The organism is Aminobacterium sp. MB27-C1, assembly GCF_030908405.1.
GTDB lineage: Bacteria > Synergistota > Synergistia > Synergistales > Aminobacteriaceae > Aminobacterium.
The window spans coordinates 1,475,059-1,498,756 of record NZ_CP133089.1 but is presented as its reverse complement, the minus strand read 5'-3'; the positions used below and the strand labels follow the sequence as shown (position 1 = coordinate 1,498,756).

Genomic DNA, 23,698 nt, shown 5'->3' with positions numbered 1-23,698 from the left:
TATTGGAGATTGTAAGATGCGCAAGCCAGACTCTGGCGATTTCAGTAAAGAAGTTATACACGGGCTCGTGGCCCTTGCTACGAGCCTTTTGCTGTTGGCTCTTGCTCCTCAGCTTTCAGCGTTTCGTACACCAAGTGACTGGGTAGGAAAATTTTTATACTATCCTGAAATTCCAGCCGTTTTTTTAAGTGATACCCTTAGAAAAGTATCTTTTTGGTTTAAGGAAAGAGCTGACCTTATAGCGCAGATACAAGAGTTATCGCAAGAGAATTGGGTGCTCAAATTAGCTATTAATAAAGATGAAGTAGAGGAAATAAAGAAAAAAATCGAGCAGTCGGCAGAATATGTTCGAATAACACTTCGTTCTCCAGAAAATTGGTGGACAGAAATACGAATAAATCAAGGGAAGGAAAAGGGACTACAACCCGGATCCCCTGTTTTGCAAAACGGAAATCTTGTTGGCCGAATCACCCGTGTCGAAAAAGGGTATTCATGGGCGGAGCTAATAACTTCTGCGTCTCTTTTTATTCCTGTAGTTGTGGACCAGACACGTGATTTGGGTATTGTGACAGGAGATGGACAGGGAGACATATGGCTTCAATATATCCCTGAGGGGAGATCAATAGAAAAAAATATGACGGTGAGTACTGCTCTTGTTAGTGAAAGTTTACCTCCAGGCCTTCCTGTAGGAAAGGTCACAGGTGACTTGCGGCATTTTTCTGGAGGTTTTGTCGCATATAAAATCGAACCAGGGGCTGATTTTGTTCAATTGTACAGTGTTGAAGTACTCAAAGGAGATACTGAACAATGATTTCCTTTGTTATAGCTTGGTATATTCAAGATCTTCTTCGCGTTTTCTCTTCAGGCCATTTTCTAGTTCCTGAAATTTTCCTTCTCGTTCTTCTTTATTCAGCTTTAAAAAATCACGAAGAAGGAATATCTATTCTTTGGATAGGTTTTATCGGAGGGCTGTTATGGGATTTACGCTGGCCTGGTCTCATAGGTGTTTCTTCTGGACTTTATGTTGTATCTATATTTTTTGCCCGATGGATATGGTTTTCTTTGCCATCTTCAGCCCGAAGCATTACTGCTTTTGGCCTTTTAGTATGGAGTTCTCACCTACTTTTGACATTCATTCGATTACTTATGTGGGGATTCCGTGAGCAGACTATTTTAAAAGCCTTCCTTGTTCAGCAAGCTGTTCTTATCCCCATGGTTATGTTTGCATGTCTTCTTTATGCGTGGAGGACCGAACAAAACGATGTCTAATTCTCGAACTGATATAGATCGACGTCTCCGCATATGGAGAGTAGTCATCCTTGGCTCTATAGCTTTACTTGCCGTGGCCCTTTACTTTTTTCAGATTATCCATGCCGATAGCTATATTAAACTAGCGGCTAATAATCGTCTTCGATTTATTCGCCTTGCACCATCTCGTGGAAATATTTTTGACCGTAATGGTGCCCCTTTGGCAATTAATATCCGCACCTTCGATATTATGGGGTATCCTCTTGATCTCGAAAAAGATGAACTTGCAGTTAAAACATCAAGGATATTCCAAAAACATGGCATCCCATTAACGCCTGAAGAAATAAAAGCCACCGTGAAGCGGCAATATTGGGCGCCTTATCGGGTTGTACGCGTTGTTTCAAATCTTACATTGACCCAAATGGCAGAACTTATTGCTGACCCGGAATTCCCTTCTCAGCTTTTCCCTGTTCCAGTATGGCGTCGAACCTATCCTTCAGGGGCTTTGACTGCAAATGTTACAGGTTATGTTGCTGAAATAAGTGAAGATGAGTTGAAGTCGAAACGAGATGGGGATTATGTAGGCGGAGATATTATAGGCAAAGCTGGCGTAGAGTATTCATATGAATCTCTTTTACGAGGACTTCCCGGTGAAGAATCAATAGAAGTTGATGCCCGGGGAAGACGCGTTCAAGATCTGGATTTTAAGCCTCCAGTGAAGGGACAAGATCTCTACCTTACTCTTGATTTAGGGGCGCAGAGATTAGCGGCTGATCTTATAGAGGGCAATAGAGGAGCTGTTGTAGCGTTGGATGTTGAAACAGGAGCTGTTTTAGTGCTCTATACCTCCCCTTCTTATGATAATAACCCCTTGGCTTGGGGAGTGTCCGCTAAGGAATGGCGGTCATTGCTGAACGACCCGGAGCGGCCTATGCTTGATCGGAGTATTGCGGGAGTATATCCTCCTGCATCCACATTTAAGGCCTTAGTTTCCATAGCGGCTCTTGAAGAAAAGGAAGTTACGCCTAAAACAAGTTTTTTCTGTAGCGGAGCTTTTCAATTGGGTCGTAGAACTTTTAGGTGTTGGAAAAGAAGCGGACATGGTAGTATATCATTAAAAGAAGCTTTAAGCAGTTCATGTGATGTATACTTTTATCAAGTAGGAATAAAATTAGGAATTAACAGACTGGCGAATTGGGGACAGAAATTTGGAGTCGGAGAGTTGACAGGGATAGATATTCCTGGGGAGCTTTCTGGTAACAGGGCTGGTCGTGAATGGAAAGAAAGAGTTGTAAAGGAATCATGGTATCAGGGAGACACGGTCAATTATTCTATTGGACAAGGTTTTCTTTTGATGACTCCGATTCAATTAGCTCGGATGTATGGGGTATTTGCTAATGGAGGCGAATTAGTTACGCCTTATCTTTATAGAAGAAATGCAGTTCCCCCCAAACAATTGAATATTTCCAAGAAAAATATGCAGATTGTTCAAGAGGGATTAGAAAAAGTTGTAAAGGGAGGAACAGGTTGGAGAGCTGGAACTTTCGGGGTAACTGTTGCAGGAAAAACTGGAACGGCCCAAAATGCTCATGGTGCTGATCACGCACTTTTCGCAGGTTATGCACCGGTAGATAAGCCACGCTACGTTGCTGTGGCTGTTGTTGAAGCAGGAGAACATGGAAGTTCTATAGCGGCTCCTATTGTAGGTGAAATTTTGGCTTACCTCGTAGGGCATGATTTGACGAAATAGGTTTCTCGACCTGAAGAAGGAAGGAGTATGGAGTCTATGGAAACGTTTCAAACTCCAGTACAATTGAAGGGAACAGGTGAAGGTCTGCGTCTTATTGTTCCTGAGGAATTATCTGAAAAAGATGTTTTAACAGACCTTATTAGTCTTTCATCTCAGGCAAAAGCGTTGTTGGGGATGAAAGTTATTCTTGACTTTCAAGGTCGTTCTTTAGGCAAGGATTTTATAATACGTCTTCTTAATGAATTTATTTATGCCCAACATGTATGTATTTCATCGTGGGTTACGTATGATGCAGAGAGCCAGTATTTACTTCAATCCTGGGGGATGAAAACGGGTGAGCCTGCTCGTGAAGTTTCTCCGCGGAAGGGAAAAAGTTGTGATACTCTTTTCCTTATACGGTCACTTCGTTCCGGTCAGCGAATAGAGCATGGAGGCGACGTTGTCGTTATTGGACATATCAATGATGGAGCGGAAGTAATAGCTTCTGGCAATATTTGTATCTGGGGGCGTCTGAAAGGTCTCGCACATGCTGGCTCCGATGGTGATGAGGGGCAAAATATCGTAGTAGGAGATTTCCAGGCAAAACAAGTTAGGTTGGGTCATAAAGTAGGAAGTTACCTTGATAGTTCAATGGAATGGTGGGGACACCCTGTTATTATCACGCTTGAACAAGGTTCTCTCTTTGTTCGAGAACTAAAATTATAAGAACATAGGGAATGGAGGGATTTTCGTGGAGCCTCGAGTCATAGTTGTAACGTCTGGTAAGGGTGGTGTTGGTAAAACAACAACTACCGCTAACGTTTCTTTTGCATTGGCCAAAGCTGGATTTAAAGTAGTGGCCATTGATGCTGACATTGGTCTTAGAAATCTTGACGTTGTTATGGGGCTGGAGAATCGTGTAGTCTACAACTTTATAGATGTTATAGAGGGTGCATGCCGTCTTCCTCAAGCTTTAATACGAGATAAAAGGGTAGATAACCTTTTCTTGCTTCCGGCAGCTCAGACGCGAACGAAAGATGCAGTAAATCCCGAACAGATGGTAGATCTGTGCGAAATGCTCAAAAAAGAAGACTTTGATTTTATTCTTATAGATAGTCCTGCAGGAATAGAAGGGGGCTTTAAAAATGCTGCAATTGGGGCAACTGAAGCTCTCGTCGTAACTACTCCTGAAATTCCTTCAGTGCGCGATGCTGACCGTATCATAGGGCTTCTTGAATCTATGGAAAAAGCACCTATTCGCCTTGTTATCAACAGAGTCAAACCGAAAATGGTCAAAGAAGGAGAAATGCTTGATGTTCAGGACGTTCTTGATGTCTTGGCCATAGAACTTATCGGAATCGTACCTGATGATGAGAGCGTTGTTAAATCAGCGAATAGGGGAGAACCACTCACCAGTGGAGATACGTCTCTTGCTTCTCAGGCGTTTACGAATATTGCGGATCGTCTTCTTGGAAAAGAGGTACCCTTTTTGAATCTTAACAGTCACGAAGGGTCCGGATTTTTCTCTGGGATAAGACGGTTGTTCGGGTTATAGAGATCTAGGAGGAGAGAAGAGCATGATGGGAATAATTCAAAAACTTTTCGGACGTCAAGGAACGAAGAAAACAGCAAAAGAACGACTTCAAATCGTATTGATTCATGATCGTTCTGATATTTCTCCTGGTCTTATGGAAGAACTTCGTAAGGATATGATAGAAGTTCTCTCTAAATACATGGAGATTGATACGGGTAACATTGAAATGGATCTCGATAGAGCAGATAAATCGGTTGCCTTTGTTGCAAACATTCCAGTTGTGAGAATTAAAAGGACAAATAAGAGCGAATAGAGATTATGAAGCCGGATGGATGAAAAGAAGCTATCGTTAAAGGAACTTATAATATATGGAGATAAAGTACTCTTTTTTTCGGTACTTGCTCTCTTTGCTTTAGGCGTTATATCTATATACAGTGCAGGAGTAGGAGTTACTCATAGAACTGGTGGATTTGCTCTCCGTCAGCTTGTATGGGGCGGTATCTCTATTGTTGTTTTTCTGCTCGTATTGAAAATAGGCTATCGTCGCTTGCTTCGTTGGGCGTACCCTTTATATTGGGCATCTGTCATATTGCTTCTCATCGTTCTTATCATGGGGTTAACAATAAAAGGTGCTCAAAGTTGGCTGAACCTCGGTCCCTTTCATTTCCAACCTTCTGAGGCGGGGAAAATAGGTCTGGCACTTGTTTTGTCCAAACATTTATGTCGATATCCGCCAGACACGTTATCTCGTTTTATAGGAGGGCTGGCTCTTGCTTCCGTTTCTAGTTTACTTGTATTCATACAACCAGACTTGGGGAGTACTATAGTATATGGCCTTATGACTTTCGTTGCTTTAATTATTGCAGGGGCTCCGAAAAAATATACCTTGACGCTAACTAGTTTGGGTTTTATGTTGCTTCCTATAGGGTGGCAATTTTTGAAAGAGTATCAGAAAAAAAGGTTACTTGTCTTTTTGAACCCTGCTCTGGATCCTCTAGGAGCAGGATATAACGTTATTCAATCACGAATTGCTGTTGGTTCAGGTGGGCTGTTTGGAAAAGGCTTTCTTCAAGGGCTTCAGAGTAAGCTTCGTTTTCTGCCGGAACCACATACTGATTTTATCTTTAGCGTTTATGCTGAGGAATTTGGTTTTTTGGGAGCTATTTTGCTATTAGCTCTCTTTTCTATTTTATTTTGGAAAATAATCGAAGCTGGTCTTCGTTGTAAGGATACACGAGGAAAGGTGTTAGTCGCTTGTTTGGCAACATGGATTTGGTTCCAGGTTATAGAATCAATTGGCATGAGCATGGGACTTCTTCCTGTTACTGGATTGCCACTTCCTTTCTTAAGCTATGGTGGTAGTTCTCTCTTAGCTGTTTTTATTGCCATGGCTCTCATTATGAGCGTATATCTTTCGACAGTGAAAGATTATGAATAGATTTTTGTTGGGAGGAATTATATGAAATTCCCTGAGTTTGAGGATGCGCTGTGGCCTCTTTTGGCACAGGTTTCCCGTCCCTCGCGCTATGCTGGTTGCGAGTGGGGACCGGTAAAGCCTAAAGAGCCAGATCCATCTCTTGTGCGTTTTTGTTTGGCCTTTCCTGATGTGTATGAAATAGGAATGAGTTACGTTGGTTTCCAGATACTTTATAGCCTTCTTAAGCATCTTCCACGGGCTGATGTGGAGCGTGCCTATTGTCCGTGGATTGACATGGAGGATCTGTTGAGGAAAAACAATCTGTTGCTTGGCTCTATAGAGACAGATCGTCCTCTATCTACATTTGATGCCGTAGGATTTACCCTTCAATATGAATTAAGCTTTACTAATATATTAACAATGCTTGATTTAGGAGGAATCCCTCTCTATTCAGAAGAGAGAGGGGAAAGTGACCCTATTGTTTTTGCCGGGGGGCCTGGGGCTTTAACACCAGAACCAATAGCGCCTTTTATTGATGCTTTTTGTCTTGGGGCAGGAGAAATTACACTTCCCCAGATGGTTGATGTGTTAGCTGAAACAAAGGGGCTATCGAGAGATGAACGCTTATTGGCATTGTCAAGGATAGAGGGAGTTTATGTTCCTTCTCTTGTGGATGTTACCTATGGAGAAGAGGGAGTCTCTTTTTCTTCTGTTCATCAAACATTGCCTATAAAGCGGCAAGTGATACAAGATTTTCGTGGTGCTTTTTACCCGGATAGTCTTATTGTTCCTGCCGCAGGAATTGTTCATGATAGAGTTCCTGTGGAAATTTTCAGAGGATGCACGCGAGGATGTCGCTTTTGTCAGGCAGGTATAATTTACCGCCCAGTGCGAGAACGTACCCCTGAAGAAATAAAAGAAATAATACAACGACTTGTTCTTGCCTCAGGTTGGGAGGAGGTTGGCCTGGTTTCGTTAGCCTCGTGTGATTTTTCTGGCCTCAACACATTGCTTAACGATGTTGCACCTTTCCTTGACGAGAAAGGTGTAAAACTGAGTTTGCCAAGTTTAAGAATGGATTCCTTTTCAGTCGATTTAGCTGCGAACCTTGAAATTATGCGTCGTGGCGGTTTGACTTTTGCTCCTGAAGCGGGTACGCAGAGACTTAGAGACGTTATTAATAAGGGAGTAACAGAAGAAAATATTGATAATTCATTGAATGCTGCCTTCAACCATGGTTGGAATAGAGTCAAATTGTATTTCATGATGGGGCTTCCTACCGAAACAGAGGAGGATTTAAAAGGAATTATTGATATTGCTCTTCACGCTTTGTCGATTGGTAAGGCATGTAAAAGAAATGTAAATATTGCTGTTTCAGTAGCTGGTTTTGTCCCGAAGGGGCATACGCCTTTCCAGTGGGAACGACAAAACTCTATTGATGAACTTCGAGAAAAAGGTCAGTTTTTAAAACATCAAATCTATAATCGCCGTGTGTCATTAAAGTATCATGAGCCAGAGCAGACTTTTCTTGAAGGTGTCTTTGCCAGAGGCGATCGTCGCTTGGCAAAAGTTATTGAAAGTGCATGGAGAAAGGGTGCTCGATTCGATGGGTGGAGTGAAACTTTTTCCCTTCAACGATGGTTTAGTGCTTTTGAAGAAAACGATATAGATCCTCTTTTTTATACAACACGTCAAAGATCTCATAGTGAGCATCTTCCCTGGGATCATATTGATACAGGGGTATCTCGTGCATTTTTATGGTCGGAGCATGAAAATGCAGTAAAAAAGCAGCTTACCCCAGATTGTCGTTGGTCTCACTGCCATGGATGTGGTTGGCAAAATAATGGCTGCCAGTGGTCTAAAGGGGGATCGTTACTATGATTCGAGTAAGGCTTACCTATGCCAAAAGGGGACGGGGATGTTTTATCCCCCATATAGCTATGCCCCAGCTTTTGTATAGATCAGGACGAAGAGCAGGTTTAGTTTTTGCTTTGACAGAAGGGTTTACACCAAGACCTCGAATAAGTTTAGGTCCTGAACTTCCAGTAGGTGTTGTAGCGCTTGCAGAGCCTGCTGATATGTGGGTTGATTCTTGGAATGACGATTTTTTATATCAGTGGAATAGCTGTATTCCAGAGGCTTTTACAATAACAGGTGCACAGATTTATGAAGGACCTTCTTTAAGTAAAAGCTGCGATGCATCGGGGTATTTGCTGTCTTTTCGTTCTCCTTTGAATTTTGATAGATTTGTTGATGATGTGGAAGAAGGAATATTCTTGCCTCAGAAGATAATGCATAGTTCCAGAGATGGAGCTTTTTTAAAACTTGTTTTAGGCTCGCCTTTTGCTTTTGGCGCGGGTTCTTTGGTGAAAAGAATAGTTGAGGCTGACTATGTAAAAGGCTGGCCTGATGTGCATCTTGTCCGTACCGCTGTGGGGGTATGGAACGGAACAGATGTTGACCCTGTAGTTCCTCAGGGGGATGTTATATGATGACAGACAGAAAAATAATTGCTAACACTTTAGATCCTGAGGAAATGAGGGTTGCCATCCTTGAAAAGGGGCGGCTTGTTGATATTTTCGTAGAACGGATGTGGGAACGTCAGAAAACAGGTGAAATCTATAAGGCGAGAGTTGATAGTGTTTTACCTGGAATCCACGCTGCTTTTGTAAATTTGGGCGATGGACGTAACGCTTTCTTATATTTGAATGATGCCAAAGGTCTTGATTTAAAGCCTAATTTGGAAGTGGTTGTTCAGGTTGTTAAGGCAGCTCGAAAAAATAAAGGTGCACGAGTGACCTCCAGAATCTCTTTGCCTGGTCGTTATCTTGTTCTGGTTCCCGATGGACAGGAAACAGGTGTTTCTAAAAGAATATCGAATGAAGACGAACGAAAGCGTCTTCGCTCCATTGCCAAAAAGCTGAGAGAAGAAGGAGAAGGCTTTGGTGTAATTATCCGTACAGCTGCGGAAGGAGTAGAGGAAGAAGCTCTTTTTCACGACTTGCATGTTCTCTTGGATTTGTGGAATGAAATTAGCCACGAAGCGGAGGTCCAGACAGCTCCATGTCTTATCTATAGAGACATAGGTCTTGTTGGACGTGTGCTTCGAGACGAGTTGACTGGAGACGTTGGGGAAATAGTAATAGATAGTGAAGAAGAATTTCATAAAGTTAATGAATATTTGAAACGCATTATGAACGGTAAAGAGCTTGATGTTAATTTATATGAAGGAAATTCCCCTATTTTTGATTTTTATGGAATCGAGAGAGAGTTAGAAACGGCTCTTGATCGAAAAGTATGGCTTCGATCTGGTGCGTATCTTATTATTGATCATACAGAAGCTCTCACTGTCATTGATGTAAATACAGGAAAATATGTGGGAGATACTGACTTGCGCCATACAGTTCTTGATACTAATTTGGAGGCTGCTGATGAAATAGCTCGCCAACTTCGACTGCGAGCTATTGGCGGAATTGTGGTTATTGATTTTATAGATATGGAATATGAAGAAGACAGGCAGAAACTGCTTCATAGACTGGACGAAGTATTTCAGAACGATCGATATAGAGCAAGGATTTTTGGAGTATCTCAATTAGGCCTTGTTGAAATAACTCGAAAGAGAGCTCGCCCAGATGTGCGATCCGTTATGACCCGTGGATGTCCTTTCTGTGGAGGGTATGGCTGGGTCTTGAAAGAAGACACAGTAGCTATGCATGTCAAACGTTTTTTGAGAAAAGTAGCTCTTTCGAACAAGTCAGAGGCTATGCTTTTAGAAGCACACCCTGCTATTGCTCAATATATTGCAGAAACGTATCTCCCCTTATGGGAAGAAGAGTTGCAAAGACGTATCTTCATAGTAGCGGCTTCAGAATTTGCTTGGGAAAAGTTCAGGCTTGATGTTCAGGGGCCAATAGACATAGTAGAGCGTCGCGTAGAACAAATGGAGCAGTGGGAGGCTCAGATTCGTGTTTATCGAACGACTTCGTCTTAAGGGGTTTAAAAGTTTCGGTGGAACTCACGAACTAACCTTCTCTCCTGGTTTTACAGCTATTGTAGGTCCTAACGGTAGTGGTAAAAGCAATATACTAGATGGGCTGCGCTGGGTACTTGGAGAGGGTAGCCCTACGTGTCTTAGAATAACGAAACAAAGTGATCTTCTTTTTCAGGGGAGCATAAGTCTTCAGCCTGCTACATCAACGGAGGTAGCTCTTTCTCTTAGAGAAGATCCGAAGATTTGTACCATAAAAAGAGATTACGCCTCTGATACTGGATCGGTTATTGCAGTAGATGGAATGCGGATTCGCCTGCAAGATTTAGAGGATGTGAAACGTCAGTGGCATTTAGAAGGCGAACGTTTTTCTTTTATTGGCCAAGGTGAAGTGGCAGAAGCAATTCATCAGAGGCCGATGCAAAGGCGGGCTGTATTAGAGGCTCTTTTTGGCATTGATCAATATCGTAAAAAGAGAGAAGATGCGAGCCAAAAGTTAAAATCGGCGACAGAAGAATTGACGCGTTTAGAGACTTTAGTTTTTGAATTAACAACTCGTCGTGATGAAATTGCGCCTCTAGTTGTTATCGCTGCGAAGGCTCGGGAGCTTTTAGATGAGCTAGAAGAAAAACGTCGTTATTACTACTTTTCCCGACGTGCCTTTTTAGAGAGAAAGCTATCTTCATTTCAGTGTCATATTGATGCGTTGGAAAGACGTAAAAACAGGGCTTGGGAATGGCAAAACATTTGGGAAGATGGTTGGGCTCATTATCAAGGTCTAGTAGAAGCTTATGAACGTCAGCAACGAATGATGTCTGAAAGAATAGCTTCTTTAAGAGTGCAGAGAGAATCGCTGAAACGTCAGTGTTTTACAACGGCTCTTTCTGTAAAATCAGCTCGTGAACATCTTAGAACTCAAGATAAAGAAAGAAAAGGTGTTCAACAGGCTCTTAAAGGAGTTCAAAAAGAGGCATTCGATGCTAAAAAACAGTATGAAACAGTACTCTCTTCCTTGCAAGATAAGGAAAAAGCGGTCTTAACTCTATCAGGGGAACTTTCGGATCTCCGCTCTACTGTTCAGACAGAGCGAGAACTCCGGCAGAAAAGTATAGATGAACACTCTCAAATGGAGGAAACAGAAGTAAGACTTCGTTCCCGGTTACAGGCCAGACAAGAGCGACTTGAGAAGAACGCCAGTGAGATGTCAATAGCAAATGAAGCTTTGTTGCAGATAGAGAAGGATATTGAAGAGGGCAAGGAAAAGTTTGATTCTGTTCAAATAGCCCATAAGAAGGCGACAGAACGACATGGAGAAGCTTATAGTCAGTGTCAGCAGTTAGCTTCTTCACTATCACAACTTAAAAAGAATGTAGGAGCATTAGAAAATCAGCTTGATGCACTACTCGAAAATACAGAACAGCGACTTTATCCGGAACCTGTTCGAGTAGTGCTGGCTGCGCAGAAATTAGGGAAATTGCCTCTTAAAGTGAAAATGGCTGCGGAGTCTTTTTCATGTGAAGAGAGGCTCGCTTCGTGTTTAGAAGCCTATCTAGGTGGGCGTCAGTTTTGGCTGTTTGTCCAATCCTTTGAAGATGCAGCACAGGGAATAGAGCTGGTAAAAAAGAAAAAGGCAGGGCGTGTTACCTTTCTTCCTCTAGAACGTTGCCATCCGCGTTGCCCCGATTATACAGTCAGACTCCCCCAGAAGGGAATAGTAGGATGGGCTACAGAACTTATTTCGCCAGATCCTTTTTGGGAAATAGCCGTTAAACATCTTTTAGGTGATCTCCTTATTGTGGAAGAATACAGCGTAGGAATGGCTCTCTCACGAGAAGGAGCTTCTTTTCCCATGGTGACACTTGATGGTGATGTTTTTACTGTTGGAGGAAGCGTAAGCGGTGGAAAATTTCGTAAATCAGGAGGAGCCATTGAGAGGCGTCTTCAAATTGAAGAATTAGAGAAAAATCTTAATATTCACAGAGAAGAACTTAAAAAAATTGTTGCACTTTTGCAACAGGCTGAAGATGAAGAACGGCTGGCTGCTGAAGATAAAGAGCGGTGGAAAAAAGAGGAGCAAGAAATGGCAAAACAACTTTCCTCTATTTCCTTTAAGCTTGATCGTCAAAAAGAAGAAAAAGTGCGTTTGGAAAATGAATATTCCCTGTTAGTTAAAGAAGTTAAACAAATAAAAGAAGAACATGAAAATATTCAATATCAAATTAAAAGGCTAGAAGAAACAATAGCTTCTTTTGGCGATTTGCCAGACGAAACAGAACTTGAGCAGAAACTTGCCATAGAAAAGGGAGAGGAAGCAGTCTTTCGTGAAAAAGTAAAATCTATTAAAACTCTCATAAGTCGTATCGACTTAGAGATTGCTCAACGTAATGAAAAGCTACAATGGATTAATGATGATATCCAAAAAGCGGCCATTAACATAGAGAACAGTTTTTCTGCACTTCAGGTTCTGGGAAAGAACTCTTTTAAGCTGTGGCAAGAAAAGCAACAAATAGTTTATAGCTGTGAAAAACTTCTGAAAGAAAATACTGATTTCACTCAACGAATAGCCCTTCTTTCGCAACGTAGTGTACAAGCACAAAAGAGAGTTCAAGTTGAAGAGGAAAAATTAAAAGATTGTCAACGACAAATAGATTCTGCACAAACTGAACTCAACCAGATCATTTCTTTATGGGAAGATACATACCATTATCCAGAAACTGATTATGTAATATCGGAATACGAAGAGGAAAGCTTTGCAAGTGTAAGACGTCTTGAAAAGAAAGTTCGAGAACTGGGAGAGTATGACCTAGGTGTTCTTTCAGAAAATGAATCGTTGCAAAACAGGTTAAAATTTCTTTCAGAACAGATAGAAGACGTTCATTTAGGCATAAAGGAGTTAAAAGCACTTATTCGAGATACGGATGAACGTGTAGGAATCTTGTTTGGAGAGGCCTTAAAAAGCACTGATGAACGCTTCAATTCCTTGTTCCAAAGACTTTTTGGCGGAGGGGAAGCTCACCTAGAATTAGAAGAAGGCCTTTCTTTGTGGGAAGCGGGTGTGGATATTTTTGCTCGTCCTCCCGGTAAACGTTTGCAAAATCTTACACAGTTATCAGGTGGAGAGCAGTCTTTGACCGCTATAGCCTTGCTTTTTGCAACGATGGAAGTAGCAGAAGTCCCTTTAGCTATTCTTGATGAGGTTGACGCTGCTCTGGATGAGTATAACCTCTTGCGTTTTGTAGATTTGGTTACTGATTATGCAGCAAACATGCAAATATTGGCAATGACTCATAGACGAAGTACCATGGAACGGGCGGATGTTCTATATGGAGTAACTATGGATGAGCCCGGACTTTCTAAAGTGATAGGAGTACATCTTGACGAATGGACGGAATAAAGATAACAAGAGACAATGTTCTTTACGGAGCTTTAAAGGCGTGGCAGCCAGTGGATGGGCCTCGCGTTACAGTTGATACTATTCTTCTAGCGTCCTTTGTAAAAGCTCGTAAAAAAGATAAGATCCTTGAGTTTGGTTGCGCAACAGGAGTGATTTCTCTTCTGTTGGCGCTTCGCTTACCTGAGGTGCCTTTTATAGAGGGAATAGATATACAACAAGATCTGATTAACCTAGCAAAGCGAAATGCCCAAGAAAATGAGTTAGATAAGCGTACGCTTTTTTCTGTTGGTGATTTGCGTGCAATTAGAGAGATGTATGCTCCCCAATCTTTTGATATAGTTGTGACGAATCCTCCTTACGACGAATCTGATAGAAGTCGGTGGAAGGATTCGTTTAGTGATGCAACAGCCCGACACGGTCTTTATTGCTCCTTATTAGACGTAGTGAAGGCAGCTCGTTTTATATTGAAAAATAGAGGTCATCTTTTTATGGTTTTTAGAGCGCAAAGAGCAGCCGAAGTTGTTTCTACTCTCGTTAATGAGAAGCTTGAACCTAAGCGTATACGAATGGTTCATCCTTACCCAGGGAAAAAAGCCACGGTTTTTTTAGTTGATGCAGTTCGTTCTGCCGGAAAAGGCGTGATAATAGAGCCACCTCTCTATATTTACGATGAAAAAGGAAACTTTACGCCTGAACTTCTTGCCGCTTATTCTTTAGAGAGGGAGTGACAATATGTCTCTTTATGTAGTTCCTACTCCTGTAGGAAATCTCGAAGATATAACATTGCGAGCCATAAAAGTGTTGAGAAATGCAGATATTATTGCTTGTGAAGATACTCGAAAAACAGCGATACTTTTGCAACGTTATAAAATCCATGTTCCGACAATTTCATACTATGCTCATAACGAACAAAAGCGAACAGATCAGCTTGTGGAAAGGCTTAAAAGAGGAGAAAATATTGCTCTTGTTTCTGATGCCGGAACGCCAGGAATATCGGATCCTGGAAGTGTCCTTATTCGGGCAGCTATCGCTTGTGATGTAGAAATCGATGTCCTTCCGGGAGCAACAGCCTTTGTACCAGCTATTATTCAGTCGGGATTTGAAACACATCCTTTTACTTTTTACGGGTTCCTCCCAGATAAACAGGGAGAGCGCAGAGCAGCTCTTGAAAGTTTAAAATCTCATGTGTACTCGCTTATTTTTTATCTGTCACCCCATAAAGCGAAAAAACATATAGCAGATATTCTTCAAATTTTCGGGAACCGACCAGCAGCTCTTGTGAGAGAAATAAGTAAAATTTATCAAGAAGCGCGTCGATCCACTCTTGAACTTCTTTTGCGGCAAATCGAAGAAGAAGGAATACGCGGAGAACTTGTTTTAGTAATAGATAAGCCATCGCTGAAAGAATTTGATGATGATCAGTGGAAAAAAGAAGCTGAAAATATGCTAGCAGATGGCATGACCCAGAAAGAAGTTGTAAATTTTATAATTCTGCATTATCCTGTAGCGAAAAACACGGTAAAAGAATGGATTATTCGCTTGCGACAGAAAATAGATTGATAAGGGAGGAACAACGATGTCAGAAAAAAGTTTTTATATCACCACGCCTATTTATTATGTCAATGACATCCCTCATATAGGACACGCTTACACAACAATTGCAGCAGACGTTATGGCTCGTTATCGACGTATGACGGGATATGATGTTTTCTTTTGCACAGGGACAGATGAGCATGGACAAAAGATTCAGCAGAGTGCTGAAAAAAAGGGAATGACGGCTAAAGAACTGGCTGATAAGACCATGGAGAATTTCCGTAGGCTATGGGAAGTTCTCAATATTTCCAATGACGATTTCATTCGTACAACAGAGGAACGTCATGAAAAAGTCGTTCAGGCTATTTTTAAAAAATTGATGGATCAAGGAGACATTTATAAAGGAACATATGAAGGATGGTATTGCGTTCCTTGCGAAACATATGTTCCCGAGAGCAGCATGGGAGAAAACAAAACCTGCCCTGACTGTAAACGTCCTCTTCAAAAAATGGAAGAGGAAAGCTACTTTTTCCGTGCCTCCAAGTATGCAGATCAGCTTCTTGAATATTATGAAAAGAATCTCAAGGCCGTAATGCCAAAAAGCCGCTATAACGAGATTGTCAGCTTTATCCGTAGTGGCGTTCGAGATCAGTCTGTTTCTCGAACAAGCATTAAATGGGGTATTCCTGTTCCTGGAGACGAAAAGCATGTTGTCTATGTGTGGTTTGACGCTCTCATCAACTATTTGACGGCATGTGGATATATGAAAGACGATGAAAAAATTCGTAAATTTTGGCCAAATGTCCACCATTTAGTAGGCAAGGATATAATTCGTTTCCACTGTGTGATTTGGCCCATAATGCTTCTGGCTCTTGGCCTGAATCCTCCAGTGTCAGTTTTTGCCCATGGCTGGTGGACTGTGGAAGGCGAGAAGATGTCTAAATCTAAGGGAAATGTAGTTGATCCTTTTGAGATGGCCGATGTTTATGGTGTTGATCCCTTTAGATATTTTGTTTTGCGAGAAGTTCCCTTCGGACATGATGGAGATTTCTCTGAACAGGCAATGGTTCAGAGAATTAATTCAGATCTCGCCAACGACTTGGGGAATTTATTAAACAGAACCCTTCAGATGGTAAAGAATTTCAGAGATGGTGTTATTCCTGCACATAGAGATTTTGAGGAAGTTGATAAGGAGATTGAAACTCTCATTCAGACTACTTTCTCTGATGTTGAAGAACGCATGTCGAATTTTGCATTTGACGATGCATTAAAAGTCATCTGGGCTCTTATTCGAAGAGGAAACAAATATATAGATGAGACTATGCCTTGGAAACTTGGCAAAGAAGGTCCGCAGGAACGTCTTGACACGGTTTTCTTTGTTTTGGCCGAAATACTTCGTGCTACTGGCCTTCTCGTGGCTCCCTTTATGCCGTGGACAGCGGAAAAACTATGGAAACAGCTGGGGCTTGAAGGGACACCTGAAAAGCACGGAATTCCAGCCTTCTCTTTTGGGAGTTTTCCTGCAGGGACTCTTACTACAAAGGGAGACGTTTTGTTTCCTCGTATAGATATAGCTAAATGGAAAGAAGAAAAGGCAGAACGCGAAGCTAAAAAAGGGAATGCACCAGATCCGGGGAATCACGAAGAGCAAATTCCTATTGATGATTTTGCAAAAGTAGAGCTTCGGGTAGGGAAAATTGTTTCTGTTGAGGAAATTCCCAAAGCGAGAAAACTATATAAGTTGCTTGTGGATCTCGGATATGAAAAGCGTACTATTGTCTCTGGTTTAAAAGAGCATTTCACCCAGGAAGAGTTGTTGGGAAAAAGAATAATCGTTGTTGTAAATTTGAAACCTGCGAAACTTTGTGGAGTAGAGAGCCGAGGGATGCTTTTGGCGTGTGGTCCGGCAGATAAGTCTGTTTTGGCCCTTCTTACGCCTGATAAAGAAATCCCCTTGGGGTGTCGCATCAGTTAGTTTTTATGACAACAGGAGATATGTTTATCGGGTTTCTCCTGAGGAGAAACCCGATATTTTTAATGATGTAAGGTGTGGTTAAAGTGTCTTATTTAGTTGATACGCACTGTCACTTAAATTCAGAAGATTATAATAGCGATATGGAGCAAGTTATTCAGCGTGCATATGACCAAGGTTTGCGAAGAATGCTTGTTGTGGCTGGAGATATTCCTACGAGTCAATGGGCCATAGACCTTGCTGAGCAGTACCAGTCGTACGGTCTCTTTGCTGCCGTTGGTGTACATCCGCACGATTCGTCAACAATAAAGGAAGGAATTCCTCAAGAGCTTTTTTCGATGGCGCAACATCCCAAAGTATTGGCTATTGGCGAAAGTGGACTTGATTATTTTTATGATCTTTCCCCTCGCGAAATACAAAAACAATCCCTTCTTTGGCATATTGAGCTGGCAGAGAAAGTAAATAAACCATTGATTCTCCATGTTCGAGATGCCTTCGATGATCTCTTCGATGTTCTTGACGAAAGTGGAAGATCTCATTTTTATGGTGTGATACATTGTTTTTCAGGGGATACAGAAGAGGCGCAACGAGCACTTGAATTAGGCTTCTACCTTTCTTTTGCCGGACCTGTAACGTACAAAAAAAATCAAGAATTACGTGATATTGTTGCCGCTATTCCTATAGAGAGGCTCTTGTGCGAAACAGATTCCCCTTGGTTGGCTCCTCAGCATCATCGAGGAAAGCGTAACGAGCCTGCATATGTGTCAGAGGTGTACGACATGGTTGCAAAATGCAGAAAGATTGATGTAGAAGAGCTGAAAAGCATTCTATGGCGCAATTCCTGTGCGCTTTTGGGATGGGGGGAAATGTAATGTTCGAGTTTAAATTACAGGCACAATGTCCCGTTACAGGTGCCCGAGCTGGCGAGTTCATAACACCTCATGGCATTATTCGTACACCAGTCTTTATGCCAGTGGGAACCCAGGCAACGGTTAAGGCCATGGCCCCATTTGAATTGGAGGAAATAGGGGCACAAATTATTTTATCGAATACATACCATCTCTATCTTCGTCCTGGAGCGGATATAGTTGCAGAAGCTGGCGGACTTCATCCCTTTATGGATTGGCACCATCCCATTCTTACCGATAGTGGGGGGTTCCAGGTCTTTTCTTTGGCAACTTTGAATAAAGTAACAGATGAAGGTGTGGAGTGCCAGTCACATATAGATGGAAGTCGACATCTTATGAATCCTGAATGGTCTATGGATGTGCAGCAGAAGCTAGGCAGCGATATCGCAATGTGTTTTGATCAGTGTTTGCACTATCCGAGCACTAAAGAAGAGGCAGAAGCAGCTTTAATACGAACAACTGCGTGGGCTAAACGTTCTAAAGCTGCTCATAGTCGTGAAGATCAGGCATTATTTGGTATCGTTCAGGGCTCGGTATTTGAAGATCTCCGCAGACGTTCTGCTGAAGAAATTACATCTATTGACTTCCCTGGATACGGTATAGGAGGACTTTCTGTAGGAGAACCTCATCATATCATGTACGAAATGCTAGAGGTGCTTCAGCACGTTATGCCTTCCAATAAACCACGATATCTTATGGGCGTGGGGCATCCTTCCAATCTTGTGGAGGGTGTGGCTCGAGGTGTAGATATGTTTGATTGTGTTTTGCCTACTAGAAATGGTCGCACAGGTACAGTTTTTGTATCTACGGGGAAGATTAACATAAAAAATCAGATTTATGCACGAGATTTTACCCCTCTAGACCCTACATGTGATTGCTATGTATGCCGTCATTTTACAAAGGCATATTTGCGTCATCTATATAAAGCGGGAGAAATTTTGGCGGCAAGACTTTGCAGCTGGCATAATTTAAGGTTCTTAATCAGACTTATGGAAGAGGCCAGGGAGTCAATTTTGCAAGGAACATTTCCAGCTTTCAGAAAACGTTTTATTGATACTTTCCATGGAGAGGGTGACAACGTTGAAGACTCTCGTTTATAAGGTTGAGCGTTGGAATCCTGAACCCAATATTATAGATGAGGCAGCTCAGGCCATACGGTCTGGTAAATTAGTTGCTTTTCCCACCGAAACTGTATATGGGTTGGGAGCTAATGGTTTGGATGACGTTGCTGTGCGAAGTATTTTTGCAGCAAAGGGCAGGCCAGCAGATAATCCTCTTATATTGCATTTCGCATCACCAGACGCTGTAGACAACGTAGCGTATGTCAATGAAAGAGCTCGCTTATTAATGGATGTATTTTGGCCTGGTCCGCTTACTCTTGTACTTCCTGTCAAGCCTATTGTTCCTCACTCAGTTACAGCGGGATTAGAAACGGTAGCTGTTCGTATGCCATCTCATCCTGTTGCTATGGCGCTTATTAAAGCGGCTGGAGTTCCGATTGCAGCTCCCAGTGCCAATAAAAGTGGTCGCCCAAGTCCGACTGAAGCTGCATCTGTTTTATCAGATATTGGAGATGGGGTAGACATCATTTTGGATGGAGGCGCTACTGATGTAGGTCTCGAATCTACCGTCATTGATGTAACTGGGCCTTCTGTGGTGCTTCTTCGCGCAGGTGGAATGCCAGTGGAGCGCATAGAAGAAGTTGTTGGCGATGTCGTTCTTGTTCCCGGAGAAGCAAAGAAAAAGAGATCTCCAGGAACACGTTATCGTCATTATGCTCCATTAGTCCCCCTTCTTTTATGGAAGGACGATTCAATTTGGCAAAGTAAAGATGTATCCGGTAAAAAAATTGGATATATAGGTATAAAAGAGCCGCCAGTTACTGTCCCTGAAAAAATAATATTCAAGAGTCCCGAATATTATGCCCACGGTTTATTTGCGGCATTTCGAACTCTTGAGAAAAAAGATATCGATATTATCGTTGCAGAGTGGCCAGAAAGAGTAGGAATTGGTCTTGCTCTGAGAGACCGTTTGTGCAGGGCTGCTGGTCAAGAGTAGCAAAAAAAGCTTGCCAAAGCGGCTGGCCCTTGCTACAATTACCGTCGTGATAAGAGAAGCCGGGGTGGCGGAATTGGTAGACGCGCTAGATTCAGGTTCTAGTGGGCATTTAGCCTGTCGGGGTTCGAGTCCCCGCCTCGGCACCATATATATAGTTTAAGACTTGCAATATGTGCCTTATAGAGGATATAATAAGGGGCTGCGTTGTGTCGTTGACATAACGCGCCCTTTTTGTTATCTTTGTTCTTCGTCAACATTATTTCCCCCATATCTTTTACAGGGAGGTCATAACGCGCATGGCCGAGTTTGTTCCCGTGGGCAGAAGGCGGCAGAGGTTAACTTTCGGACGTGCCAGGGATCTTGTAGAGATTCCTGACATGATAGAAATCCAGCGTAATTCTTATGATTGGTTTTATCAGAAGAGTTGCGATGCGGATTCGAGGAAGTTGCAGGGATTGGAAGAACTTCTTCATGAAGTTTTTCCTATAGAAAGTTATGATGGGGCTTTTGCTCTTGAGTTTGTCCATTACTTTGTGGATGATCCTTCTGGAGATGAAGAAGAAGCCCGACAGAGAGACTTGACATGGTCTCAACCCATACGTGCTACTATCAGGCTTACCAATAGGAAGACCAAGGAGATCAAGGAAGAAGAGATTTTCCTCGGAGATTTTCCTATTATGACCGATAGGGGCACCTTTATTATTAATGGAACGGAACGAGTAGTTGTTAATCAGCTTGCTCGTTCTGCTGGCGTTTATTTTCATAAGGAAGAAGACATTCCTGGACAAGAGACTTACTCTGCGAAGATTATTCCAGATCGTGGAGCGTGGTTGGAGTTTAGTTTAAGTCCTGGAGACGTTCTTTCTGTGAACATAGACAATAGGAAAAAGCTTCCAGCAACAATTTTGTTGAAAGCTTTTGGCGTATCGAGTAACGAAGAGATACTCGAAATGTTTGGCGCAACAGTAATAGAGGTAGATTTAACGGAAGAAGATGTTAAGGGTCGACTCATTGCAGAGACGATAGTCGATGGGGAAGGCAATGAAATAGTAGTTAAGAATGACAGATTGACGAAAGAGCATCTTGAAGCATTGTGGAGTCAGGGAAGAACAAAAGTTCACGTCTGGAGCGTAGATCCAGCTATTGCTGCAACTTTGGAGCGTGACAATACTGTTGGCAGTGACGATGCTGTACTTGAGATGTTCCGTCGTCTTCGCCCCAATGAACCAGCACGGGTAGAGAATGCCAGAGAGTATGTGTATAGTCTGTTCTTTGATACACGAAGATATAATTTGGGCAGAGTTGGACGTTACAAAATAAATCGACGTTTAGGTCTTTCTATTCCTGAAGATAACAGGTTGCTCACTCTTGAAGACATTCGTCGCATTATTCTGGGTGTCATTGAGCTTCGCAACCCTGAATCGGAAGATGACGATATCGACCATCTTGGAAATCGAAGAGTTCGTTCTGTCGGAGAGCTTCTTCAAAACCAGATCCGTATAGGCTTGCTTCGTATGGAACGCATTGCTAAAGAACGAATGACGACTGTACCAGACTTGGAATCAGCAATGGCAAGAGATCTCATTAACGTTCGCCCCATTGCAGCGGCTATTCGAGAATTCTTTGGTTCAGGACAGCTTTCCCAGTTTATGGATCAGACGAACCCTCTCGCTGAGGTAACTCACCGTAGGCGTCTTTCGGCGTTGGGACCTGGTGGTTTGAGCAGAGAAAGAGCCGGATTTGAAGCTCGAGACGTTCATCATACTCACTATGGAAGAATATGCCCAATAGAGACGCCAGAAGGACCAAACATTGGCTTGGTTACATCTCTGGCTACCTATGCGAGGGTCAATGAATATGGCTTCTTGATGACTCCTCGGCGCAAAGTTGTAGAAGGAAAAGTTGCCAAAGAAATCGAATATCTTTCAGCCGATGAAGAAGACAATTTATATATTGCCAGAGCGAATACTCCAATAGATGAAGATGGTTATTTGGAAGAGGAATGCCATACGCGTTATCGTGGAGATATTGAACTTATCCCTAGAGACATGGTGGATTATCTCGACGTCTCGCCTAAACAGATTGTTTCTGTTTCAACGGCTCTTATTCCTTTCCTCGAGCACGACGACGCTAACCGTGCTCTTATGGGATCAAACATGCAACGCCAGGCTGTACCTCTTATTCAACCAGATGCACCGCGAGTTGGAACAGGAATTGAACATAGAATCGCGAAAGACTCAGGTTCTTGCGTTGTCGCATCTGAGAATGGAGAAGTAGCTTACGTTGATGCTGATCGTATAGAGGTAAGGTCAGAGCGTGGTATTCACGTATACCCCTTGGTGAAATTCCGAAGGTCTAACCAAGGAACGATTATTCATCAACGTCCCTCAGTATTGAAGGGAGAACAGGTTAAAAAAGGCGATATTATAGCAGATGGCCAATCTGTTGATAACGGAGAGCTCGCTTTGGGAAGAAATGTTCTTGTTGCGTTCCTTCCTTGGGAAGGATACAACTACGAAGATGCCATTCTCCTTAGTGAACGTCTTGTTAAAGAAGATTTCTATACATCTATACATATAGAAGAATATGAAATAGAGGCACGAGACACCAAACTTGGACCAGAAGAAATAACCCGCGACATTCCCAATGTGGGAGAAGATATGCTTAAAAATCTCGATGAAGATGGCATAGTGCGTGTCGGAGCCGAGGTTAATGCGGGTGATATTCTCGTTGGTAAAGTAACTCCTAAGGGAGAGTCTGATCAATCCCCGGAGGAAAAACTTCTCAGAGCAATATTCGGAGAAAAAGCGAGAGAGGTAAGAGATACGTCTCTTAAAGTTCCGCATGGTGCTCGTGGAAAGATTGTTGCTGTAAAGCGCATGACACGAGAGAATAACCCAGATGCATTGAGCCCTGGTGTCAATGAAGTCGTTAAGATTTATGTTGCCCAGCTTCGTAAAATAACAGTTGGTGACAAAATGGCAGGTCGACACGGAAACAAAGGTGTTGTTTCTCGTATTCTTCCAGTAGAAGATATGCCTTACTTGCCAGACGGAACTCCTTGTGACATTGTTTTGAACCCTCTGGGTGTTCCTAGCCGTATGAACCTGGGGCAGGTTCTTGAGACCATTATGGGATTTGTGGCAATGAACAATGGATGGCATGTGGCGACACCAGTTTTTGAAGGTGCTCAAGAAGGAGAAATTTTTGATCTTCTCGATAAATTGAGTAAAGAAAAATATCCTGACTTAACGTCAGACGGTATGATTACTCTCTATGACGGACGAACAGGAGAGCGTATGGAAAAGAAAGTCACAGTTGGATGTATGTATATGCTCAAGCTCATTCACCTTGTTGACGATAAAATCCACGCTCGTTCGATCGGTCCTTACAGTTTGATAACTCAGCAGCCTTTGGGTGGTAAAGCTCAGTTTGGTGGTCAGCGTTTTGGAGAAATGGAAGTTTGGGCCCTTGAAGGATATGGAGCGGCTCACATACTTCAGGAAATGTTGACTGTTAAATCTGACGATATACGAGGTCGTCTGAAGACATATGAGAAGATTGTAAAAGGACAAAACTTGGCGAAGCCCGGTGTTCCTGAAAGCTTCCGTGTTCTTGTTAAAGAATTACAGGGTTTAGTGCTAGATGTTGAAATTAAATACAGCGACGGAACCATTGGCGAATTGGTTATGGATGATGAGGATGAAGATGGAGCACGTCGTTCCACTTCAGAGACTGTAGGCGTAAAAGAGAAGGAAGAAAAGCCACAAGAACCTCAGAAATCTGAAAAAGTAGAGGAAGAAATCGCCGATGAAATGGAAGTTGTCGTTGATGAGAAAGAAGTAATGTCCGAAAACATGCTTTTTGAAGATGTGTTTGAGGAAAGTAATGATGACCCGGAAGGGGCTGAATAATAG

General features: G+C 42.4%; 18 protein-coding genes and 1 tRNA gene. All 19 read left to right on the top strand.

The features are described 5' to 3' along the window. The first annotated feature begins 16 nt into the window (after positions 1-16). The 19 genes from mreC (at position 17) to rpoB (ending at position 23,695) form a co-directional block, all read left to right on the top strand. Positions 17-811 carry a rod shape-determining protein MreC gene (mreC, locus tag RBH88_RS07280; protein ID WP_213691633.1) on the top strand — a complete coding sequence of 265 codons (795 nt, stop codon included), beginning with the start codon at positions 17-19 and terminating at the stop codon, positions 809-811. After that, positions 808-1,269, top strand: a complete 462-nt coding sequence (mreD, locus tag RBH88_RS07275; RefSeq protein WP_213691632.1) for a rod shape-determining protein MreD — start codon at positions 808-810, stop codon at positions 1,267-1,269. Before mreC ends, mreD begins: the two co-directional genes overlap by 4 nt. Further along, the gene (mrdA, locus tag RBH88_RS07270; RefSeq protein ID WP_213691631.1) at positions 1,262-2,998 is read left to right on the top strand and encodes a penicillin-binding protein 2; all 1,737 of its coding nucleotides are present in this window, start codon (positions 1,262-1,264) and stop codon (positions 2,996-2,998) included. The genes mreD and mrdA overlap by 8 nt, the downstream gene beginning before the upstream one ends. 36 nt (positions 2,999-3,034) lie before the next feature. After that, the gene (minC, locus tag RBH88_RS07265; RefSeq protein WP_213691630.1) at positions 3,035-3,703 is read left to right on the top strand and encodes a septum site-determining protein MinC; all 669 of its coding nucleotides are present in this window, start codon (positions 3,035-3,037) and stop codon (positions 3,701-3,703) included. A gap of 25 nt (positions 3,704-3,728) precedes the next feature. Further along, a complete protein-coding gene (gene minD / locus RBH88_RS07260) occupies positions 3,729-4,532 on the top strand; it encodes a septum site-determining protein MinD (RefSeq protein ID WP_213691629.1) in 804 nt (267 codons plus the stop codon). A gap of 25 nt (positions 4,533-4,557) precedes the next feature. Beyond that, a complete protein-coding gene (gene minE, locus RBH88_RS07255; protein ID WP_213691641.1) occupies positions 4,558-4,824 on the top strand; it encodes a cell division topological specificity factor MinE in 267 nt (88 codons plus the stop codon). Positions 4,825-4,839: 15 nt separating this feature from the next. After that, a complete protein-coding gene (rodA, locus tag RBH88_RS07250) occupies positions 4,840-5,949 on the top strand; it encodes a rod shape-determining protein RodA (RefSeq protein WP_213699766.1) in 1,110 nt (369 codons plus the stop codon). Positions 5,950-5,970: 21 nt separating this feature from the next. After that, complete coding sequence (locus RBH88_RS07245; protein ID WP_307879494.1) at positions 5,971-7,809, top strand: TIGR03960 family B12-binding radical SAM protein; 1,839 nt, start codon at positions 5,971-5,973, stop codon at positions 7,807-7,809. Beyond that, positions 7,806-8,420: a DUF2344 domain-containing protein gene (locus RBH88_RS07240; RefSeq protein ID WP_213691626.1), complete on the top strand. Its 615-nt coding sequence runs from the start codon at positions 7,806-7,808 to the stop codon at positions 8,418-8,420. The genes RBH88_RS07245 and RBH88_RS07240 overlap by 4 nt, the downstream gene beginning before the upstream one ends. Beyond that, the gene (locus RBH88_RS07235) at positions 8,420-9,919 is read left to right on the top strand and encodes an Rne/Rng family ribonuclease (protein ID WP_307880080.1); all 1,500 of its coding nucleotides are present in this window, start codon (positions 8,420-8,422) and stop codon (positions 9,917-9,919) included. Before RBH88_RS07240 ends, RBH88_RS07235 begins: the two co-directional genes overlap by 1 nt. Further along, a complete protein-coding gene (gene smc / locus RBH88_RS07230) occupies positions 9,894-13,310 on the top strand; it encodes a chromosome segregation protein SMC (protein WP_213699765.1) in 3,417 nt (1,138 codons plus the stop codon). The genes RBH88_RS07235 and smc overlap by 26 nt, the downstream gene beginning before the upstream one ends. After that, complete coding sequence (locus tag RBH88_RS07225) at positions 13,298-14,038, top strand: tRNA1(Val) (adenine(37)-N6)-methyltransferase (RefSeq protein ID WP_213691624.1); 741 nt, start codon at positions 13,298-13,300, stop codon at positions 14,036-14,038. Before smc ends, RBH88_RS07225 begins: the two co-directional genes overlap by 13 nt. Positions 14,039-14,042: 4 nt before the next feature. Beyond that, positions 14,043-14,870: a 16S rRNA (cytidine(1402)-2'-O)-methyltransferase gene (gene rsmI, locus RBH88_RS07220; protein WP_213691623.1), complete on the top strand. Its 828-nt coding sequence runs from the start codon at positions 14,043-14,045 to the stop codon at positions 14,868-14,870. Between the two features lie 16 nt (positions 14,871-14,886). Then, entirely contained in the window at positions 14,887-16,818 is a 1,932-nt protein-coding gene (gene metG / locus RBH88_RS07215) for a methionine--tRNA ligase (protein ID WP_213691622.1), read from the top strand. 83 nt (positions 16,819-16,901) lie between these two features. Next, positions 16,902-17,687, top strand: coding sequence for a TatD family hydrolase (locus RBH88_RS07210; RefSeq protein WP_213691621.1), 786 nt, complete (start codon positions 16,902-16,904; stop codon positions 17,685-17,687). Further along, a complete protein-coding gene (gene tgt, locus RBH88_RS07205) occupies positions 17,687-18,823 on the top strand; it encodes a tRNA guanosine(34) transglycosylase Tgt (protein WP_213691620.1) in 1,137 nt (378 codons plus the stop codon). Before RBH88_RS07210 ends, tgt begins: the two co-directional genes overlap by 1 nt. Beyond that, positions 18,795-19,781, top strand: coding sequence for an L-threonylcarbamoyladenylate synthase (locus RBH88_RS07200; RefSeq protein WP_307879493.1), 987 nt, complete (start codon positions 18,795-18,797; stop codon positions 19,779-19,781). Before tgt ends, RBH88_RS07200 begins: the two co-directional genes overlap by 29 nt. A 58-nt stretch (positions 19,782-19,839) precedes the next feature. Beyond that, a tRNA-Leu gene (locus RBH88_RS07195) sits at positions 19,840-19,927 on the top strand. A 150-nt stretch (positions 19,928-20,077) separates the two neighbouring features. Continuing rightward, positions 20,078-23,695: a DNA-directed RNA polymerase subunit beta gene (rpoB, locus tag RBH88_RS07190; protein ID WP_307879492.1), complete on the top strand. Its 3,618-nt coding sequence runs from the start codon at positions 20,078-20,080 to the stop codon at positions 23,693-23,695. The last annotated feature ends 3 nt before the right edge of the window (positions 23,696-23,698 follow it).